This window comes from Pseudoalteromonas sp. NH0006-26, from assembly GCF_057552415.1.
This window is the reverse complement of sequence record NZ_BAAJMJ010000014.1, coordinates 65,779-84,640: the sequence shown is the minus strand read 5'-3', so window position 1 is coordinate 84,640 and position 18,862 is coordinate 65,779. Positions and strand designations below refer to the sequence as shown.

General features: G+C 39.5%; 20 protein-coding genes and 2 tRNA genes. 11 read left to right on the top strand and 11 right to left on the bottom strand.

Annotation, left to right across the window (positions count from 1 at the left end; translation table 11 throughout):
• Nucleotides 1–447 precede the first annotated feature (447 nt).
• From AC27JR_RS16395 to AC27JR_RS16360, 8 genes are all read left to right on the top strand, one after another.
• A complete protein-coding gene (locus AC27JR_RS16395) occupies nucleotides 448–1,380 on the top strand; it encodes a hypothetical protein (protein ID WP_076919966.1) in 933 nt (310 codons plus the stop codon).
• A gap of 25 nt (nucleotides 1,381–1,405) precedes the next feature.
• Nucleotides 1,406–2,305 (top strand): DUF350 domain-containing protein, encoded by a 900-nt coding sequence (locus AC27JR_RS16390; protein WP_036934523.1) that lies wholly within the window; start codon nucleotides 1,406–1,408, stop codon nucleotides 2,303–2,305.
• A gap of 4 nt (nucleotides 2,306–2,309) precedes the next feature.
• Complete coding sequence (locus tag AC27JR_RS16385; protein WP_487174176.1) at nucleotides 2,310–4,031, top strand: polyamine aminopropyltransferase; 1,722 nt, start codon at nucleotides 2,310–2,312, stop codon at nucleotides 4,029–4,031.
• 80 nt (nucleotides 4,032–4,111) lie between these two features.
• Nucleotides 4,112–4,525 (top strand): YjfI family protein, encoded by a 414-nt coding sequence (locus AC27JR_RS16380; protein WP_008113284.1) that lies wholly within the window; start codon nucleotides 4,112–4,114, stop codon nucleotides 4,523–4,525.
• Between the two features lie 89 nt (nucleotides 4,526–4,614).
• On the top strand, nucleotides 4,615–5,307 hold the full coding sequence (locus AC27JR_RS16375) for a PspA/IM30 family protein (protein WP_036980772.1): 693 nt from the start codon (nucleotides 4,615–4,617) through the stop codon (nucleotides 5,305–5,307).
• Nucleotides 5,308–5,378: 71 nt separating this feature from the next.
• Entirely contained in the window at nucleotides 5,379–6,017 is a 639-nt protein-coding gene (locus AC27JR_RS16370; protein ID WP_010392538.1) for a DUF4178 domain-containing protein, read from the top strand.
• Complete coding sequence (locus tag AC27JR_RS16365) at nucleotides 6,014–6,334, top strand: hypothetical protein (protein ID WP_010392540.1); 321 nt, start codon at nucleotides 6,014–6,016, stop codon at nucleotides 6,332–6,334. The genes AC27JR_RS16370 and AC27JR_RS16365 overlap by 4 nt, the downstream gene beginning before the upstream one ends.
• Before the next feature lie 63 nt (nucleotides 6,335–6,397).
• Nucleotides 6,398–6,583 carry a hypothetical protein gene (locus tag AC27JR_RS16360; RefSeq protein ID WP_021033113.1) on the top strand — a complete coding sequence of 62 codons (186 nt, stop codon included), beginning with the start codon at nucleotides 6,398–6,400 and terminating at the stop codon, nucleotides 6,581–6,583.
• 15 nt (nucleotides 6,584–6,598) lie between these two features.
• Here AC27JR_RS16360 and AC27JR_RS16355 read toward each other — a convergent pair whose 3' ends face one another.
• From AC27JR_RS16355 to AC27JR_RS16340, 4 genes are all read right to left on the bottom strand, one after another.
• Nucleotides 6,599–7,000, bottom strand: coding sequence for a hypothetical protein (locus AC27JR_RS16355; RefSeq protein ID WP_010392543.1), 402 nt, complete (start codon nucleotides 6,998–7,000; stop codon nucleotides 6,599–6,601).
• 10 nt (nucleotides 7,001–7,010) lie between these two features.
• Nucleotides 7,011–7,529, bottom strand: coding sequence for a hypothetical protein (locus tag AC27JR_RS16350; protein ID WP_487174175.1), 519 nt, complete (start codon nucleotides 7,527–7,529; stop codon nucleotides 7,011–7,013).
• Between the two features lie 108 nt (nucleotides 7,530–7,637).
• Complete coding sequence (locus AC27JR_RS16345) at nucleotides 7,638–9,017, bottom strand: class II fumarate hydratase (RefSeq protein WP_487174174.1); 1,380 nt, start codon at nucleotides 9,015–9,017, stop codon at nucleotides 7,638–7,640.
• 213 nt (nucleotides 9,018–9,230) lie between these two features.
• On the bottom strand, nucleotides 9,231–9,416 hold the full coding sequence (locus AC27JR_RS16340) for a hypothetical protein (RefSeq protein ID WP_487174173.1): 186 nt from the start codon (nucleotides 9,414–9,416) through the stop codon (nucleotides 9,231–9,233).
• 193 nt (nucleotides 9,417–9,609) lie between these two features.
• Between AC27JR_RS16340 and AC27JR_RS16335 the strand changes: the two genes are divergently transcribed.
• Nucleotides 9,610–10,200 (top strand): DUF938 domain-containing protein, encoded by a 591-nt coding sequence (locus AC27JR_RS16335; RefSeq protein WP_075170886.1) that lies wholly within the window; start codon nucleotides 9,610–9,612, stop codon nucleotides 10,198–10,200.
• On the opposite strand, the gene AC27JR_RS16330 is transcribed toward AC27JR_RS16335, so the two are convergent.
• The 3 genes from AC27JR_RS16330 to AC27JR_RS16320 all read right to left on the bottom strand — a co-directional run bounded on the left by AC27JR_RS16330 (nucleotide 10,177) and on the right by AC27JR_RS16320 (nucleotide 14,664).
• A complete protein-coding gene (locus AC27JR_RS16330; RefSeq protein WP_487174172.1) occupies nucleotides 10,177–11,316 on the bottom strand; it encodes a GNAT family N-acetyltransferase in 1,140 nt (379 codons plus the stop codon). The genes AC27JR_RS16335 and AC27JR_RS16330 overlap by 24 nt on opposite strands.
• A gap of 92 nt (nucleotides 11,317–11,408) precedes the next feature.
• Nucleotides 11,409–14,135: an ATP-binding protein gene (locus AC27JR_RS16325; RefSeq protein WP_487174171.1), complete on the bottom strand. Its 2,727-nt coding sequence runs from the start codon at nucleotides 14,133–14,135 to the stop codon at nucleotides 11,409–11,411.
• A gap of 73 nt (nucleotides 14,136–14,208) precedes the next feature.
• A complete protein-coding gene (locus tag AC27JR_RS16320) occupies nucleotides 14,209–14,664 on the bottom strand; it encodes an Lrp/AsnC family transcriptional regulator (RefSeq protein ID WP_010392556.1) in 456 nt (151 codons plus the stop codon).
• A 136-nt stretch (nucleotides 14,665–14,800) separates the two neighbouring features.
• Between AC27JR_RS16320 and AC27JR_RS16315 the strand changes: the two genes are divergently transcribed.
• Together AC27JR_RS16315 and AC27JR_RS16310 are read left to right on the top strand one after the other, a co-directional pair.
• Nucleotides 14,801–15,970 carry a PrnB family protein gene (locus tag AC27JR_RS16315; RefSeq protein WP_487174170.1) on the top strand — a complete coding sequence of 390 codons (1,170 nt, stop codon included), beginning with the start codon at nucleotides 14,801–14,803 and terminating at the stop codon, nucleotides 15,968–15,970.
• 1 nt (nucleotide 15,971) lies between these two features.
• Nucleotides 15,972–17,096, top strand: coding sequence for an aminotransferase class V-fold PLP-dependent enzyme (locus tag AC27JR_RS16310; RefSeq protein ID WP_487174169.1), 1,125 nt, complete (start codon nucleotides 15,972–15,974; stop codon nucleotides 17,094–17,096).
• Here AC27JR_RS16310 and AC27JR_RS16305 read toward each other — a convergent pair.
• The 4 genes from AC27JR_RS16305 to AC27JR_RS16290 form a co-directional block, all read right to left on the bottom strand.
• The gene (locus AC27JR_RS16305) at nucleotides 17,080–17,568 is read right to left on the bottom strand and encodes an RNA-binding protein (protein ID WP_138609620.1); all 489 of its coding nucleotides are present in this window, start codon (nucleotides 17,566–17,568) and stop codon (nucleotides 17,080–17,082) included. The genes AC27JR_RS16310 and AC27JR_RS16305 overlap by 17 nt on opposite strands.
• 356 nt (nucleotides 17,569–17,924) lie before the next feature.
• A tRNA-Ser gene (locus tag AC27JR_RS16300) sits at nucleotides 17,925–18,017 on the bottom strand.
• Between the two features lie 54 nt (nucleotides 18,018–18,071).
• Nucleotides 18,072–18,162 (bottom strand) — tRNA-Ser (locus tag AC27JR_RS16295).
• 222 nt (nucleotides 18,163–18,384) lie between these two features.
• On the bottom strand, nucleotides 18,385–18,525 hold the full coding sequence (locus AC27JR_RS16290) for a hypothetical protein (RefSeq protein ID WP_008113257.1): 141 nt from the start codon (nucleotides 18,523–18,525) through the stop codon (nucleotides 18,385–18,387).
• Between the last annotated feature and the right edge of the window lie 337 nt (nucleotides 18,526–18,862).

Genomic DNA, 18,862 nt, shown 5'->3' with positions numbered 1-18,862 from the left:
CTCGAAAGAGTCGGGCTTTTTTACGTCTGCAGGAAAGTGAAAGTATTAGCCGTCAGCCGTCAGCTATCAGTTGCACTGCGTTAACCTGACCATCGTAGCGTGGGTTGAATATCTCGAAACCCACGGATAAAAGAACACGAAGAACACGACAGAGGATGAGAGCGTAGCATTTGTTATGTGGCTCTCTAGCGCTGTGGGCACTACGACATTCTACTGCGCTGTCGCTACGAAGTAGTATACCCACTCCAAATACAAGTCAGTGTTTAAGCCATGCGCTATAAATTTTGAAGTATCATTATCAGCCCAGCTACTCTTTACTGATCTCAGTTATTCACCTTGTACTTTAAACTAGTCCCTAAATTATCATCTTGTTGCAATTTCATTGTTGGTTTAATAACTGTCCTGTGTAAAACTATCGAAGATAATTTAGTAAATCAGGTGACATGAATGTCGAATATAAAAGCTTGGAAACTTCTCAGCCTGTTTTGTTTGTTTACAGCACTGATTGGTTGTCAATCTAAAGAAGAACAGCTACAACAAACAATTCAAGAGTCCATTAAAAAGGCCGATGTCGAGCTTACCCAGCTTGGTAAAGCACTTGATAATGGCAGTATACGCAATGCGACTATTCTTAAAGAATACAGTCGTATCCTTAAACAGCAACAACCTGAACTCAGTAAAGTTGTTGATGTTGTTAGCCTTGATGCCACACGCCAGGGAGCGCTTTATAGCGGTTTAACCCAGCGCCTTGATGACATTAAGGGTAATTACTTAATCCCTCCTTACGAAGATACGCTATACAATATTGATTTATTGCGTGAGGCAGCAAAGCCAACGTTATTTTCTGATGCCTTAACCGATCCTATAAATATGCTTGCGGATATGTCGAATGGTTCTTTAGCACGAGTCGGTGCTATAAGCCAAAAAGCTGAAGGCCAAGGGGTGGGTAACCAAATGGTAGGTAACCCTAACTATGGTAATTGGCAAACGAATAGTAGTGGTATTAGCTTTTGGCAGTGGTACGGCATGTACCGTATTTTGGGTGATGTATTTGACCGAGTTGAATACGGAAGTTGGAGTAAGCGCCGTAAGTACAGTTACTACAATGATTATGGTCGTACTCGTTACTCAAGCCCTAAACAAATAAAAACCCAAAGTGCCTTAGAAACACGTACACGACAATCTTACCAACGCCAAGGCAAGCAGTTCACTAGTCCTTATGCGAGTAAAAAAACAGGTGCATCAGGTTTGAGTCGCAGCAGTTATACGCCGCCTAAAAGTCGTAGCAGTTACTCAAGAGCGAGTAGTTACAGCAATAATTCAGGATCGGTTCGTAACAGCAGTAGCAGAACCTCGCGCGGCGTAAGTCGTGGTAAGTAAAGAATAACGTTGGAGTTAGAATAATATGTATGAATTTAATGGAATAACTATGTGGTCTTTGCAAGCACTGGCTGTAGACTTTGCAATTATCATCTTACTGTTTGTCAGCTTAAAGTATATTAAAGGTTGGGTGTCTAATCTACATGCCAATGATGAAATTACCGAGCGCGATAACTTTGCATTCGGAATAAGCTTTGCCGCTGGCTTGGTTGCCCTTGCGATTGTATTAACTGGCGTGAGTAGTGGTGCCTTTGCTGCTACGTTACAAAAAGAAGCTCTGTTAATGCTTGGCTATGGCGCATTAGCAATTTTGCTTATAAAGCTGGGTCACTTTTTTCAAGATAAAGTGGCGCTGCGTAAAGTGAGCTTACATAACGAAATAGTCAAAGGTAATGTTACTGCATCAATTATTGATTTTGGCCATGTAGTAAGTGTTGCAGTGGTTATTCGCTCTGCACTATTGTGGGTTGCTACCGAAGGCTGGCATGGCATTCCTATTGTTATCGCCGCTTTTGTAATTGGCAGTGTGGTACTGCTGTTAGTAAGCCAATACCGAGTGCAGTTATTTAAGCGCACCAATAAAAGTGGCGATTGCCTACAACAAGCTATTGTTGATGGTAATTTAGCCGTAGGTGTTCGCTATGCCGGCTTTTTAATTGGTAGTGCATTAGCCATTACTGCTGCAACAGGCATCGCTCCTTATGCCGCTGATAATATTAACGCGAGTTTACTTTACTGGGCGCTAAGTGCCGTTGTGTGTTTGGTTGCTTTCATTTTACTACACTTACTGACGATTAAAATCATCTTGTCTGGATGTAATATTTCAGATGAAGTGAATCGTCAAAAGAATGTGGGTGTTGCCGCTATTTCTGCAGCTGTGTCATTTGCTGTCGGGATCACTATGGCCACACTACTGGGTGCATAATCACGTGTCATCAACTCAAGCTTCCCCAAGTAAATTTAATTTACTTGGGCATGATATTTTACTGATCACTGTTATGGCCGTACTCGCTGGGTGCGGCCTTATTTATGAATATTTACTTTCTCATTACGCTGGCCGAGTACTAGGGTCCGTTGAGAGTGCAATTTACGCCATGATAGGCACTATGATTGTAGCCATGGGGATGGGAGCATTTTTAGCGCGTTGGTTTAAAGATGCCTTTACCGCATTTGCTTGGCTAGAAAGCATTATTGCGCTGATAGGTATGGGCTGTATATTAGCCATTGCCAGTATTATTGCCGTAAGTTATTCACTTCCTCATTTATTCTCTAGCATTTTTAATATTCCACCAGACGTTATTCTTAATGGTTATGTGTTTCAAAAGCTGCAAGAGTGGTCGCGCTTTTTACCTTATGTATTTGGCCTAATATTAGGGCTATTTATTGGTATGGAAATACCGCTTATTGCGCGTATTCGCCAGCATGTTTATGGGCGCTTCTTAGAAAATAACGCCGGTACTATTTATGGTGCTGATTATATTGGTGCAGGGATAGGTGCGGCAATTTGGGTGAGTATTATGCTCGCAATGCCAATAATGCAAGCTGCCGCTTGGACTGCGTTATTTAATATTATTGCCGGGCTGGCTTTTTTGTGGCGCTATCATAGCTATGTACGCTTTGCTAAGTTGCTATTGGTTTGCCATATATTACTGCTGGTGTTATTCGCTTTTATTTTACAGTTTGGTAGTAGCTGGATGGATAACCTAAGTAACGTACTATACAAAGATAAAGTTATTTATTCCCAAGCAACGAAATACCAGCATGTGGTGTTAACCGAACGCTTAAGTAAAAATCAGCCACAGCCTATCACCGATCTATACTTAAATGGTCGGTTGCAGTTCTCAAGTATTGATGAGCAAATATATCACTCAATGCTGGTTTATCCTGCCATGCTGGCATCTAATCGTCATGACCGTGTTTTGATTATTGGTGGCGGTGACGGATTGGCCATGCGTGATGTATTAAAGTGGCCGGTTGAGGAAGTGACTTTAATTGATTTAGATGGACAGCTACTCAATTTATTTGGTCATAAAGATAATAAATACACACCGCCTGATGATATTAAACAGCGATTAGTGGCACTCAATAATGAATCGATGCATGACCCCCGAGCAAATATTATTGTGGGTGATGCATTTTTAGAAGTTGAGAGGCTACTGGATCAGTCAAAGCAGTTCGATACTATCCTAATTGACCTGCCAGACCCTAATCATCCCGATCTGAATAAGATGTATAGCGACTATTTTTATAACCATGTGCGTCAATTATTGGCACCTGATGGTGCTATGGCGGTACAGTCAACCTCGCCTTATCATGCAAAAAAGGCATTTTTAAGTATTGCTAAAACCGTTAAAGCCGCAGGTTTTGATTATGTAGAGCAATATCAGCAAAACATCCCTTCGTTTGGTCAGTGGGGGTGGACTATTGCTACTAAAATGGGGCAATCACCAAGTGCACGTATTAGCAATATAACGGATATGCCAGTGCCATCTCGGTGGATTAGTAAAAAATATTTATTAGCCAGTTTTGCATTTCCTAATAACTATTTTGAACAAGTTAACGATATTGAAGTCAATAGGTTAGGTTCTGGTCGTTTATATGATTATTACCGGGCTGCTTGGCAAATAGAAAGTGAATTGTATAAAAATTAATAAAACATGGTTGACATAATATGTCGGCCATGCGAATCTTAACTCAGACATAATATGTCAAACGACAAAAAGGCAGAGACATGGAATTAAATGAACTTTCAATAAAATTAGCGTCTTTTGAAACTGAGGGTGCTAACTTTGAGTCTTTCTTGATTGCCAATCCAGGTGAGCAAGATGTTTTACAAGTCATTGTTGATGGAAACGATGAGCTTCCAATTTTTGTTACCCAAACACAAGAGCAATTATTATGTATTAGCTACTTGTTTGGTGAAGACGAAGTAAAAAGCGAGTTACGCGACGAGTTAAACGAAACACTACTGCGTTTAAACGTGCCAATTCCGCTAAGTGCATTTGCCAAAATCGATAATAAATATGCGATTTTTGGTGCACTTTCGGTAAATTCATCATTAGATGACGTTACCCACGAACTAGTGACGTTAGCGGATAACGCAATTGATGCACTAGAAGCCGTGACCTTGTATTTAAATGATTAGGATACCCGCATAGGTAAGTGCTGATTGCTAATAGTATATGGCTCTCGCTTTACCTAATAGGATATAAACAAGTTTTTGGAGTTAAGATTATGAGTATTTTAAAAAAATTATTTACAGCGGTACGTGGTGGCGCGCGTGAAGCGGGCGAAGCAATTGTTGATGCGAATGGTATTCGTATTTTTGAACAAGAAATTGCCGATGCACAAAATGCACTGAATCGTGCTAAAAAAAGCCTGACAGAAGTAATGGCTAAAGAGATGCAAACCAAACGTAAAATTAGCGCAGTAGATGCATCAATTGCTGAGCACGAAGCGTATGCAGGTCAAGCCCTTGAAAAAGGGAATGAAGCATTAGCATTAGAAATTGCAGAAAAAATTGGTGACTTTGAAGCTGAGAAAGCCGAACACGAGCAAGTATTAGCGGGCTTTACTAATCACATAGTGACCTTGAAGCAGCAAGTTAAAGATGCTGAAAAATCAATTAAAGAAAACCAGCGTCAGCTTACTATGGTTAAAACCACAGAAAGCGTTCAACAAGCGACAATGGCTGTAAATAGCACGCTTAATACTAATAATTCGTCAATGACGTCGGCGCGTCAATCGCTTGAGCGCATTAAGCAACGCCAACAAGACCGTACTGATCAATTAGGTGCTGCAAAGTCTCTAGAAGCAGATGTTAATGGCGATGATTTAAAAGCTAAAATGGCTGAAGCGGGTATTGGTGATACCAATCCAAAAAGTGCTGATATTTTAGCGCGCATTAAAGCGAAGCAAAATAGCTAACATTTAGAACCATATTAAAAAGGTAACCGAGTTTTGCTCCGTTACCTTTTTTGCTTACAGAGGCACCTTATATGTTTAATTTTTTCAAATCTAAAAAAAAGCCAGAACGTCAGCTTAATCACGCGAGTGACCTTAAAAAAGGTGACATGTTTACAGTGATTGACTCGTTTGCTTATCCTGCATGGCTCAAAGGCCAAACACTTCGCGTTATTGATGTGCAAACGTATCAGTACCAACATAGTAGTGATACTGAATTCGTACTTGAAACTAACACAGGCCAAGTGGTGTTTTTACAAATAGAACAAAACGATGGTGAGCAGTGGGCTAATTTCTCAATAAAGATTCAGCGTGATGATGTTGATGAAGTATTTGGTTTGGATGAGTTTTCACGTATTTTTGATGAAGAATCGTTAACGCATATTACAGTTAAAAATACGCCTGAGCGTTTTATGCAGTTTTTAGCTGGAAGTTATCAACAAAGCGAATCACCTTATGTATGTTATTTTCATAATAAAGATTTTCGTGGCCAAGCGCTACCTCGCTATGAGCAAGACGGTGGTGAACCCTGTGAAATGATTTGTTTAGCGTCACCCGATGAAGGGCATAGCGTTAATATCGAAATTTGGGAGGGAGGCGAAACAGAAGTATCACTGACGTTAACTCGCCCAATTAGCGATATCGTTGACTTGTTTCCTGGAGATGCCCAGTGAGTGATGCTAAAGACAAGTGGTTGCGCCAAGAGCAAGCTGTGCGCGCCACGCAAATGGCCTTTGATTTGAGTAGTGAGGTACAAAAGTCGATAAAAAAACAAGCTATCGACCAAGAACTTACTCCCTCAGATATGATCCGCAAAATTTTAGGCCTTGATGTAAAGTCTAAAAAAACACGGCAGCGTTTATCGTTTAATTTAAATGATGATGAAATAGCGCAATTGGCTAGTCGGTTTGAAGTTGCAGTAGATGATAAAAGAGCGGTAAAGCAACAGGTAGCAGATCTACTCATTGAGCATACAAAAAAGACTAAGTAACCCTTTTGCCTTCTTTATATAAAATACTTACACTGAGGTTATTATTTCTAAAGAAGTGCAGCTGTGAATATTATATTGATTGCCTACTTACTTATGTTTGCGTTATTTGGCACAGCGGCAAGCTACTTTGTGCGTTTTATATATGCTTATTGGGTACAAAAGAACATGCCTTTGGAATACATTTTTAAGGCTGGTGTATGTATTTTCATGGTAGTGGTTATTTCGGTGTTAATACCACTATTAAATTAACACCGAAACGAACTGCTACTGGTAATTAACGGTTTTACATTGGTTATCAATACATAAAGAGTGAACTTCTAGCACTGGTGAACAGTCATCGAACTCAAGCGCAGTGTTATTTTTTTGTTCTTGCTGAGTGATTTTTTGTGCTAATTGCTCGGCATGCTTTTGAGAATTATTTAATGTTGAATACACAACATACTTACTCGGCCCCCCACAGACACGCGAGCCAACACCTAACACCTTACATTGATAACTGGCTGTACAGCTTTTATTACTTGTAAGCTCATTAAGCTGAGTATTTAAAACAGATTCACTCGCGTTTTGAGCTGTGCTTGGTGTTAGTGCGCTACTGCAACCGCTAAGCAGCATAGTCATGACAACACTTGCAGCTGATAGTTTAATTACGGATGACAAACAACTCATAATCTAATCCTTAAAATACACTTACCGCAGAGCCTTCAAGTTTAACACATTTATTTTCAACGCACTGGGTACTAGGCGCAGTTAAATGTTGGCAAATACTCATCATGCCTTTTTGCGTATTATAAGTACTTTCCAATTGAGTAATTGTATCGCTTAGGGCTGAAACCTGTTTTTGGGGGGCGCTTTGTGTAGAGTACACAATATAATCGCTCGGTCCACCACAGGCACGGCTACCAACAGCATTCACTTTACACTGTGAACTCGTTGAACATTGCTTATCTGCTATGAGGCTGTTTAGCTTATCTTTTGCTGTTTTAATATCATCAAGCGACACTTCTTTTGCTGCATCAGCTGGTAATGGCTGTGCTATTTTATTTTGCTTATTCGCTTGTGGTAATTTTTGTTGCGGTATCGGCGTAGACGTGTTTTCTACCGCATTGGTTTTAGTTTGCTCAGTTTTATTTGAGGTTGTTTCTAAGCACGCCGTTAAGCAAAGCGGTAGCAGTAGAGCGAGTAATGGAGTACGCATAATCGTTCCTGATAGTGATGAATTATTCATCACTATCATACACTGTGCATTCATTACAGCAATAAAAACTCTACTATCAACATATTAAAGAGGTGATAAGGAGAGTTTTTAAGTTAACCCGCCTTGCGTTAATTTAGCTGGATTGAGTAATGCCTCTAATTCTGATCGAGATAGGTCGGTTTCTTGCTCAGCGATATCAATAATTGGCTGTGCTTGCTGATAAGCTTGCTTAGCAATTTTTGCTGCTTTTTCGTAGCCAATAACAGGGTTTAGCGCAGTCACTAAAATCGGGTTTTTAGTTAATGCTTTATCAATCTGAGTTTGATTAACTTTAAAGCTAGCAATGGCTTTATCTGCCAACGCTTGCGCGCTATTAGCGAGTATCTCGGTACTTTGCAAAATATTGTAAGCGATTACCGGCAGCATTACGTTAAGCTCAAAGTTGCCAGCTTGGCCTGCAACCGTAATAGTTGCGTCGTTACCAATGACTTGGGCGCTAACCATTGCAGCGGCTTCTGGGATCACCGGATTCACTTTACCAGGCATAATTGATGAGCCAGGCTGTAATGCTTCAAGTTCAATTTCTGAAAGTCCCGCAAGTGGGCCTGAGTTCATCCAACGTAAATCGTTGGCTATTTTCATTTGTGCAACTGCATAGACTTTTAGCTGTCCTGATAAAGCGACAATCGCATCTTGCGATCCAATATTATAAAAAAAGTTATCGCTAGGGGTAAATTGAATCCCTACCTTTTCAGTTAGCTGTGTGGCAAATAGAGCGGCAAATTGTGGGTCGGCATTAATACCTGTACCCACTGCTGTGCCACCTTGCGCTAGCTCACAGACACGTATTAGTGCATGCTCAATACTGCTGGCTGCATGCTTTACCTGCGATTGCCATGCGCTGAGTGTTTGCTCAAAAGTTATTGGCATTGCATCCATTAAATGAGTGCGCCCAGTTTTAACTATGTGACCGATGTCTGCTTTTTTTTGCTCTAAGGCGTCTGCTAAATTTGCTAGTGCTGGCAGTAATTTTTTATCAACGCTGATCGCACTACTCAAAGCAATCGCAGTGGGAATAACGTCATTAGAGCTTTGCCCCATATTCACATCGTCATTTGGGTGAAGATCTTGGTTAGCATGTTTTGAGGCTAAGCTCGCAATGACCTCATTAGCATTCATATTTGAGCTAGTACCTGAGCCAGTTTGAAAAATATCAACGGGGAAATGCTCATAATGCTTACCATCAATAATTTCTTGGCAGGCATGGTCGATTGCATTTGCTTTCGTTTTATCTAAATGACCTAGTTTGAAATTGGCTATTGCAGCGGCTTGTTTGATATACGCTAAGGCAATAATAAATTGCTGCGGCATTGTGAGGCTGCTGATCGTAAAGTTATTAATGGCGCGTTGGGTCTGTGCTTTATAAAGTGCGTCAGCGGGCACGTTGAGTGTGCCCATGCTATCTGATTCTGTTCTAAAGTTACTCATTAGTACTCCTATAAAAGAGAATATATGACATTTAACTACGCTATATAAAAAGATATGGTGCTGTTATTACTATTTACAACGGTATAGCTAAAAAGTAGAGGGCGTCAAGGTAAGCTAATGATGGAACAAAATAAAAAGTCGACTTAAACTGATTTTAAGTCGACTTAAATAATGTATTTATATAAACAGCCGGTTACAAGGCTAAACAGAATTTTAATTGTAGCCAAGAATAAATATTTGGTCTGTTTCATGTTTGTTTTGTGCCTTTTGAGTATTTTTTACATGAGAAAGTAAGTCGATAATCGTTGCTCTACAATCTGTTTCATAACTCGTTTTATCTAGGCTTTTGTCTGTAACTGCCATTGCAGCATCTACTGCGGTATAAGGTGAAATATACATAATGTTATCCTTTTGTAGTTTAGTACTCATTAAGTGAGTAATTTAATAAAAGCATATAGCGTACCAGCTCGGTAAAGATAATTTAACGTATTGAAATTGATGTTATTTTATTATTTTGGTCAATTTACTCACGACAGAATAGCTGAAATTTGTTTTACTATTGTGCATTCATTTGCAATTTAGGTGCATCAGTATGACCAAACCGTTTTCACAAGCCTGCGAAAATAATAAAAATCATATACTTAAGGCTTTGCAGCCTGCATTGCAAAATGCAGCATCAGTACTTGAGATAGGCTCGGGGACGGGTCAGCATAGTGTTTTCTTTGCCAAAAAATTGCCACATTTACAATGGTATACCAGTGATCGAGAGGTTAATCATCAAGGAATAAAGTTATGGCATGATGAGGTGCAACTGGCAAACTTGCATCCGCCTTTATTACTTGATCTAAACTATTCTTGGCCAGTAAATAAAGTGGATGCTGTATATACTGCTAATACTTTTCACATAGTGAGCTGGGAGTTAATTACGCGTTTTTTTGCTGGAGTAAATCAGCACTTAAACCAGCAAGGGGTGGTGTGTGTATATGGCCCTTTCAAATATAAAGGGGAGTTTACCAGCCCCAGTAATGATGAATTTAATAGTTTATTGCAAAGTCGCGATCCACTTAGTGGTATTCGTGATTTCGAAGCGATTGAGCAGCTTGCAGTGCAATATGGGCTTAAGTTACTCAGCGATACTGCGATGCCTGCAAATAATCAGTTACTCATTTTTAAACGGCAATAAAGTGCTACATTGTTGTTTGTAAATTTCGATATGTTGGCATTCGCGTTCTAAGTAATCTGCAATGGCATTATTAAAATCGGGGTGAACAATGTGATGGGCAGAGTAAGTGATTATCGGTTGAAAACCACGAGCGATTTTATGCTCTCCTTGTGCCCCAGCATTAAAGCATTGAATGTTATGCTTAATAGCATAATCAATCCCTTGGTAATAACACAGCTCAAAGTGAAGCGAATCTATCTCTTCACTAGCACCCCAATAGCGGCCGTAAAGGGTATTATCATCAATTAAGCTTAAGGTGGCGGCAATTACTTGCTGGTCTCTTTTGGCTAGCATAATGAGTAACTTGTCAGCCATTAAAGCGTGTAACAAGCTAAAAAAATCACTGTTTAAGTAGCCTAAATGACCCGATCGTTTTAAATAAGTGCGTTGATAAAACTCACAAAAAAGCTGCATTGTAGCGGTAGTGATTTTCTCGCCTTTGAGCCATTCAATACTGATATTTTGCTCTGTGATTTTAGCGCGCTCTTTTTTAACGGCTTTACGCTTTCGGGCATTAAAGGTTTTTAAAAAATCGTCAAAATCTTTAAAGTTATTATTAAACCATTGAAACTGCACGCCGATTCTTCGCATAGCACCGGTATCATAAAGATGGGTGGCTTGTGCTTTGTCGCAAAAGTTTACATGCCAGCCTGACCATGCCTGTTCTACGCAGTGGCTATTAAGTTGCTCTGTTATGTACTTATACACTAGCTTTGGATTGCTATGCATAATACGTATTCTTTGACCCTCAATCGGGCTAAAGGGAATACCACATAGCCATTTAGGGTAATAATCTAAGCCATTTTTTTCATAAGCTTCAGCCCATGCCCAGTCAAATACATATTCACCGTAGGAGTGTGCTTTTAAGTAGCCAGGGGCAAGCGCAATGAGTTTATCGCCTTCATAAACGGCTAAGTGATGAGGCTGCCAACCTGTTTTAGCACTTACACATTGGCTTTGCTCAAGTGCGTATAAAAAAGCATGTTGGGTGAATGGGTCATTACCAAAAAATTGATGCCACTGTGTAGCATCAATTTGATTAATACTATTAAACCAACTGTGAGAAAAGTGGCTCATAATGCTTTGCCTACTACTGTTGTCTGTGTGTTACTTGTTAATTTTGATAATAATTCGACAGCCATATTCGGTTTTCTATTTTGGATAAAACCTTATGGTTCATCCTGCTCGATATATTGAGATAAGCATTGTGTGAGCTTATCGAGTTCGAGAGGTTTTGCAAGATGTTCGTTAAAACCAATTGCGAAGGCATTGGCTTTATCTTCTGGCATTACATCAGCGGTTAAGGCGATCACTGGTAATTGTTCAGTACTTTTAGTTTTCCGTATCAATGCTGTGGCCTGATAACCATCCATAACTGGCATTTGGCAATCCATTAACACTAAATCGAAGTCATGTATTTTAACTTGTTCTACTGCCAACTCTCCATTTTCAACCAATGTTGGGGTGATCCCCAAAGAGCTAAGCATTGCTTTTATCACTAATTGATTGACGCTGTTATCTTCTGCAACCAGTATTTTTAGTTTACTTAAATCAACATGCTGCTGCGTGTGTTTCGTCGTTACTTGTTGCGCATCACAGGTATTTAACTCTACAGACAGGGTAAAGGTTGAGCCCTTACCTGACTCACTTTGTACGCTGATATCTCCAGACATTAATAAGCTAAGTTCTTTTGCGATTGCTAAGCCAAGCCCTGTACCACCAAATTTACGCGATGTTGAGCTATCAGCTTGGGTGAATGCATCAAATAATGTACTTTGCTCTGAGGCGGAAATACCGATACCCGAGTCCTTAATAGCAAGGATGACTTGTCTACGTTTATCGCTAATCTCTTTGCTGTATGCGCTAATACTTACTTCACCTTCGTAGGTAAACTTTATGGCGTTGCTACACAGATTTAATAAAATTTGCTCAATTCGCATAACATCACCTTCAAACCAAAGATAGGTTGGTAATTGGTTATCAACTTTCCAGCTAATACCTTTTTGTTCAGCGCTTTGTTCGAACATGCTACTGATCCGAGCAAGAAGAGCATTCAAATCAAAAGGAGCAACTTCTAAGGTTAGCTTTTGTGATTCAATTTTAGAAATATCGAGTACATCATTAATTAAACTTAACAATGATTTAGACGCTAAATTAATTTTATTTAAATAACCAGTGAGGGTTTCAGGACTATCTTCACTCTTAGCTAAGGTTGAAAAGCCGATCACGGCATTAAGCGGAGTGCGAATTTCATGGCTCATATTTGCTAAAAATCGGCTTTTAGCTTGATTTGCTAAATCAGATTGTTTTTTAGCCTTAACCAGCGAGCGTGTGCGCTCTGCTACCAAGCGTGAAAGTGCGAGGTGTTGGTTATTAAACAGCATTAATATCAGTAAAATGAGTGAGCTGACAATGACCTGTAAAATAAGCAAAAAGAGTGTCATGTTATTAGTTTGATGCGGTAGAAATTCATCTTTAATGGTTAAATCAACGAACCATGTTTGCCCTGCAAAATCAATTTTGATAGTTGTAAGCTTATTGCTTTTGGTTGGAACATTTTCGGTATTTGAATAAAACGGGCTGGTAGCATTAGCTTCATAAATAGCGATATTAAACATTTTATTTTGTGCTTGGGTAAGCGATTGAGCAAGTATGTTTTTCACTAAAAATACACCTGTTGCGTAACCTTTAATTGATGCAATCTCATTATTTTGTTGATACACAGGAGCAAATAATAAATACGCGGGTTCAGGTTGCTGTGTTTGAACTAATTGAATTATTTTAGTCCCTATAGGGCGAATTTTGATACGTGGGTCGAGCAAGGTTTCACGGCGATCTTTTCGAGAATTGAGATTAAAACCTATCGCTGATTGGTTTTCTGTAAAAGGGGCAATATAGGTAATAACCACCAATGGGTCATTGTTTGATAATGGTGCCCCTTTAATGCTTGGATCAAAGCTGTATGCGTTATAAATTTCATCAAGCTGTTTGTTAAAGACACTGACCTGAGCAGGGTCAATTTTACGGTTCCATGAAAATGCTTTAATAAATGAATACTCAGCCAATAGTTGGGCACTGTAGCTATTAAACTCTTGCTTGCTTAAAGTTGGCGTTGATTGTATTTGGCTTGCAAGGCTTTGTACGGTTATTTGACTGAGGTTTAAATTGCTCAGTAAACTGTTTTCAATGATAGATGTTTCGCGCTTGGCAATTTGTATTGAATTTGAATAAGTCTCTTGATTATATAGCTTAGTGGTTAAGGCTACAGAGATGAATAACACCGAGCATACTGCGATAGTAGGTAATGGGGTGACATATTGTCGTTTAAATTTAGGTTGTAATAACGCCAATAAAAAGGGGGTTGCGATCAGCACACCAAGAGAATCACCAAGCCACCAAAAAATAACATTTTCCCAATGGTTTTCAATGCTGTAAGCGGGGTTGAATTGGCTCAAAGCATAGACGCCAATATTGGCCGATATGAGGCTAACAACAATACCGACGACAAAAATAAAATAAATTATTGATTGGCGCTTCTTTAAGTACAGTGGATGGCCTAGCCAGTACTTTAAAAGAGCAGCGCCAATCATCCCTTGCAGCACAGCGCCAAAGCCGATTAGTAACACCTGCTCTAATGTATTGCCAATTAAAACTTGATCAGTGATAACGTTATCACCGGTACTTAAATTAAAGGCGACAGAGGCAATAAATAATGCTGGGATAAAGCGCCACCACCAGATGAAACAGCCCACTAGGGCAATACCTGCAGGGAGCCATATAGGAATGACTTGTGATTGAAAGGCAAAATTAGTTAATAACTTACCAGTTATAAAGTAAGCAACCGCAAACGATATGTAAAAAACAAAAGAACTGGATGTTGAACCAAAAATCTTCACATGCATCCTTGTTAAATATTATTTTTATAGTGAAATCTCAGTATAGCGAATCGGCGGTAAATAGTATTATTTTTTAAAGTGGTAGCTGTTTTTTACTGAATGATTGCTTTAATACTACGGTTGATTCTATGTTGGCGATACAGCTTAAGCTTCCCAGTTGGTGCTTTACAAACTGCTCATAACTTTCTAAATCCTGAGAGATAATTTTTAATAAATAGTCGTGGCTGCCTGAGATCACTGAGCACTCAAGTACATGCGGTAGCTTTTCTACATGTTGTTCAAACTGTTGTGCAGCACTCACTGAGTTTTGACACAGTCGCACGAAAGCATAAACCAGTACATTAAGATTGAGTGACTTAGGGTTAATAGCTGCGTGATAACCAATAATAACCTGTTCTTGCTCAAGTTTTTTAATGCGCCTTAGAGTAGGAGTATCCGAGAGATTAATGGTATTGGCTAATTCTGATACCGACATTCGGGCTTGCGACTGCAAGGCAACGAGTAGCTGCTGATCTTTATTATCTAACATAGTTGTAGAATCTTATTATTTATCTATCTAATAATAGTGATTATTGCTAACAATGACTGTTTTTACTATTTTTTTTAGCGCTTTAACCTCTGGGATCTTTGTTAGCATTAAAAAATAATAATAACAGGATAAAGTTATGAGTTCTTACACCGCTAAATTTGATAATTGGATTAGGTCTGAGTTTGTTGCTCTAAACTCTCAGTTAGAAGAGTTGTATTGGCAACAAGATGATAAAGCAAATGTTGAAGGGGTTGGGGATAACTTAAAGCAGACTTTGAAAGAGCAAGGTAATGCGTTGATCAGAGATTTATTAGCCGAAGGTAATACCGACGAAGGGTTTGATAGCGCATTTGATTTACTTGGTAATGTAGGCTTGTTTATGGCGGCTTGTCGTAGACATGAAATTACAGAGCCAAGCAGAGAGAGTAGTTCACCGCTGATAGAAGCATCGGCGCTTGCCATGCATATTGGTGCTTCAATTGGAGTAACCCCTCGTTTTGCCACCGCACATTTAACCACTCATAATAAAGCCATTAATGGCACCTATAAACGGTTTACAAATCTTGATGATGAAGCCCTGTTTTTAGATTACAACACCCAAGGTATTTTAGCGTATAAACGTGCGAGTGATGCTTTACTAAAAATATTGCCATTAGGTATTTCACATCCTGTCACGGCTGAACTACTTGAGGTGGTTAAAACGGCACTTATTGATGTAATAGCATCGAATAATGCCTTGTATACTCAACTTGATACCGAGCGTTTTTTTAATTGTGTACGCCCATATTACAAGCCTTACAGAGTAGGGAAAGAAGTTTACCGTGGTGCAAATGCGGGAGATTTTGCCGGCATTAATGTTATTGATATGCTGTTAGGACTTTGCAGTGCCAATGAGTCGAGTTACTCGCAAATGCTGGTGGATAAGTTTTTATATATGATGCCAGAAGATCAACAAATATTGCGAGAAGCCATGCGCATGCAAAGCTTTATGGATGACTTCCTAAAAGCCGAACAATATAAACACACAGAATGGTTTCAAAAGCACGGCAAACTATTTATACAAGTGTGTAAATTACATGGTGACACCGCTATCGGTCATCATAACCAGTTGGTCGAAAAGTTTATTGCCCAACCGTCACAGCAAATGCAACAACAGCATATTGATAAAGTCACTGCCAGTGGACCGCCTTTGCCAGTATTACTCGATTCCTTAGCTAAATTAAGAGATAGACGTGCTGCGGCTAAGCGAGACGATATTAATACGCGCTTTGATGACTTAAATACGCTAAAGCAATGGGTAAATTAATATGGCTAAAAATGACTTTTGTATGCCACAGGGCTGCTATTTATTAAGCCACTCTGTTGGTCGTCCTCTAAAAAGTACTTTAGAAAATGCTACCGAGCATTTTTTTACTCCTTGGCAGGAAAGTGCCAAAGAGCCATGGCAGCAATGGCTACCGGCAATAGAAAAGTTTACGGGTGCTTTAGGGCGGCTATTCAATGCGCCTAGTGAGCAATTTTGTCCTCAGGTTAACTTATCTAGCGGTTTAACTAAATTGCTTATGTCGCACCCCGTATTTAATAAACCACAGTGCACGGTATTAATGGCGCAGGCCGACTTTCCAAGTATGGGGTTTGTAATGCAAAAAGCACTCCCTGCATGTGCAACAATACGTTACATCCCCGAGCATGAAGATTTAAGTGACAGACAGGTATGGCGGCGATATTTAACCTCAGAGATTGATGGAGTTTTTGTCAGCCATGTTTATTCTAATACGGGTGTACAAGCTCCTTTAAACGATATTGTGGCGCTTAGTAAAGTCACGAATACACTCTCAATAATTGATGTGGCGCAATCGGCAGGGGTTATCCCTGTCGATCTAACGGCGCTAAATGCCGATTTTATGATTGGCTCAAGTGTGAAGTGGTTATGCGGGGGCCCAGGGGCGGCCTATTTATGGGTAAATCCACAGCAAATAACGCAATGTGAACCAAAGGATGTTGGTTGGTTTTCACATCAAAATCCATTCGAGTTTGATATTACGCATTTTCAATATAACGCTCAAACACTTAGGTTTTGGGGCGGTACGCCTTCTATACTCCCTTATGTTATTGCTGCTAATAGCATTGAATATATTGCCCAGTTTGGTGTGGATAAAGTGAGAGCGCATAACTTAGCGTTGTTAACGTTACTTCAGCAGCAGCTGACTGCTTTTTTAGTATCGCCAAACGATAAAGATCAGTGCAGTGGTACCGCTATTCTAGATTTTGCAGAGCATCAACAAACCGTATTAGCGGCATTGGAGACAGCAAACATAAGTGTGGATGTGCGCAAACTCGGTATTCGTATTTCACCGCACATATACAATACCGCGTCAGAGATACAAGCGTTTATTGCTACGGTGAAAAAGGTAATTAAGGCTGCTGATTAAGCTGTTGCTTTTTTTGAGTGAGTGCCGCTATTTGTTGTTGTGCTTGTTTTATTTGCGGCTCAAACCTTTGTTTAAGTACCGCAGTTTCTGTTGCAATTGCATCTGCAATCGAATTAGCGCCTAAACGATTTGCTTTATCTTGGGTCATGTAGCCGACTTGTTGTTTTTTTTGTGCGTATTCTTGTTGGTATTGCTTTATTTTAAGCTCAAGCTGCACAATATCGCGCTCTATTTGTTGCACCTCAAGGTAGTCATCAACTGAGGTATCGATAACTAGGGCGTTTTCAGATTGCAATGCATTGGTTTGCATAATGTTGACGTTTTTAAGCGTGATCACTTTAGCGTCTTTAGCGCATGGAGTTTGACTGAAAGTCGGCACCCCTTTAATGGTGCATTTAAAAACCGTCACTTCATTTGCCATGCTGACAGTGCAGACACCTAAAAAACACAGTAGTAATATTAGCTTTGCCATGGTTAAACCTAAGCTGGTTTAAAGTACCATTTATAATGCACTAAGTTGTAACACCATACAATTTGTTTAATTTAATAGCCTAAGTCAAGTATGCCTTTCAAAACGAACAATTCCATAGGTTGTTAAAATTTAGGCACAAAAAAACCACAATTAAGTGGTTTATATTCAGTAATGGTGGAGAGGGAGGGATAGACTTGCTTACATCCATGTAATCAATCGCTACGCGACGCTTGCAGCGGCCTAAACTGTTCCAGACATTCTATCGAACCCAGTCGAGGGCTCTCACCCTCCCAATTAGCAGCAAAGCTTATTTTTGGGCACAAAAAAACCACAATTAAGTGGCTTATATTCAGTAATGGTGGAGAGGGAGGGATTCGAACCCTCGATAGAGCTACAAACTCTATACTCCCTTAGCAGGGGAGCTCCTTCGGCCACTCGGACACCTCTCCGACGCATTATTCTGCGTGTTATTAATCGGAATAAAACCAATTAATACAAATAAGTGGTGGAGAGATAGGGATTTGAACCCTAGAGGGGCTATAAACCCCTGCCGGTTTTCAAGACCGGTGCATTCGACCACTCTGCCATCTCTCCACGTCGTGATGCAGGATAATACTTAGGTGAGTAGTCTGTGTAAATAGCAAAAAGATCGTTTGCTTAAAAAGTGAGCGTAAATGCGGTTTTTTTTATAAATAATGAAGATTTAAGGTGATTTTTAGCTATGAGGTGGCTGGCAGCAAACAGGGGGAGCTAAAGAAGAGTCTTCATTTAGAGGTTGGGTGTTTGCTGCAACAATACAAAATCATGGTTGGGTGATTATTTGTATTGAATTGCACCGCCAAGTGCTAATTTTTTTCCGTAACGGTTAAGTTTAGCAAGCATTCTTGCTTTGCGATTAGTTGGCTTAACGGCAACGTGAGTTGTGGCTGTTTGGTTAAGTGTATTAATTGGGTTCATGTTATTCGCTCCGAGGTTGTGTCTGTTGAAAACATGCGCATATTGCCCGCGATATGGTTAAAAATAAAGCGATAAAAATTGCTGATGAGCTATTAGTTTTTTTAATCTGAAGTGGGTTTGTTAGCTTAGTAGTTAATCGGTTTTTTATTTTAAATTGTATAATTATTCATTTTAAATTTCCTTTATCTTGCTTTTATATAGGGATTTTTTGATTTTATTAATTATTTAACTGCATTATAAAGATTTTTTGTGAATAGTTATTCAGATTAAAATATCTTTAATTTAGGTGGCAGGATCGACTCTGCTATAAGATTTAACATGTTATTTATAGTTGGTT

Bases quoted from the DNA above. Each gene is read 5' to 3' on its own strand.
- AC27JR_RS16335 (WP_075170886.1), top strand. From the start codon at position 9,610: ATGACCAAACCGTTTTCACAAGCCTGCGAAAATAATAAAAATCATATA.
- AC27JR_RS16290 (WP_008113257.1), bottom strand. From the start codon at position 18,525: ATGAACCCAATTAATACACTTAACCAAACAGCCACAACTCACGTTGCC.
- AC27JR_RS16395 (WP_076919966.1), top strand. From the start codon at position 448: ATGTCGAATATAAAAGCTTGGAAACTTCTCAGCCTGTTTTGTTTGTTT.
- AC27JR_RS16380 (WP_008113284.1), top strand. From the start codon at position 4,112: ATGGAATTAAATGAACTTTCAATAAAATTAGCGTCTTTTGAAACTGAG.
- AC27JR_RS16390 (WP_036934523.1), top strand. From the start codon at position 1,406: ATGTATGAATTTAATGGAATAACTATGTGGTCTTTGCAAGCACTGGCT.
- AC27JR_RS16340 (WP_487174173.1), bottom strand. From the start codon at position 9,416: ATGTATATTTCACCTTATACCGCAGTAGATGCTGCAATGGCAGTTACA.
- AC27JR_RS16310 (WP_487174169.1), top strand. From the start codon at position 15,972: ATGGCTAAAAATGACTTTTGTATGCCACAGGGCTGCTATTTATTAAGC.
- AC27JR_RS16350 (WP_487174175.1), bottom strand. From the start codon at position 7,529: ATGCGTACTCCATTACTCGCTCTACTGCTACCGCTTTGCTTAACGGCG.
- AC27JR_RS16370 (WP_010392538.1), top strand. From the start codon at position 5,379: ATGTTTAATTTTTTCAAATCTAAAAAAAAGCCAGAACGTCAGCTTAAT.
- AC27JR_RS16315 (WP_487174170.1), top strand. From the start codon at position 14,801: ATGAGTTCTTACACCGCTAAATTTGATAATTGGATTAGGTCTGAGTTT.
- AC27JR_RS16345 (WP_487174174.1), bottom strand. From the start codon at position 9,017: ATGAGTAACTTTAGAACAGAATCAGATAGCATGGGCACACTCAACGTG.
- AC27JR_RS16330 (WP_487174172.1), bottom strand. From the start codon at position 11,316: ATGAGCCACTTTTCTCACAGTTGGTTTAATAGTATTAATCAAATTGAT.
- AC27JR_RS16355 (WP_010392543.1), bottom strand. From the start codon at position 7,000: ATGAGTTGTTTGTCATCCGTAATTAAACTATCAGCTGCAAGTGTTGTC.
- AC27JR_RS16320 (WP_010392556.1), bottom strand. From the start codon at position 14,664: ATGTTAGATAATAAAGATCAGCAGCTACTCGTTGCCTTGCAGTCGCAA.
- AC27JR_RS16305 (WP_138609620.1), bottom strand. From the start codon at position 17,568: ATGGCAAAGCTAATATTACTACTGTGTTTTTTAGGTGTCTGCACTGTC.
- AC27JR_RS16375 (WP_036980772.1), top strand. From the start codon at position 4,615: ATGAGTATTTTAAAAAAATTATTTACAGCGGTACGTGGTGGCGCGCGT.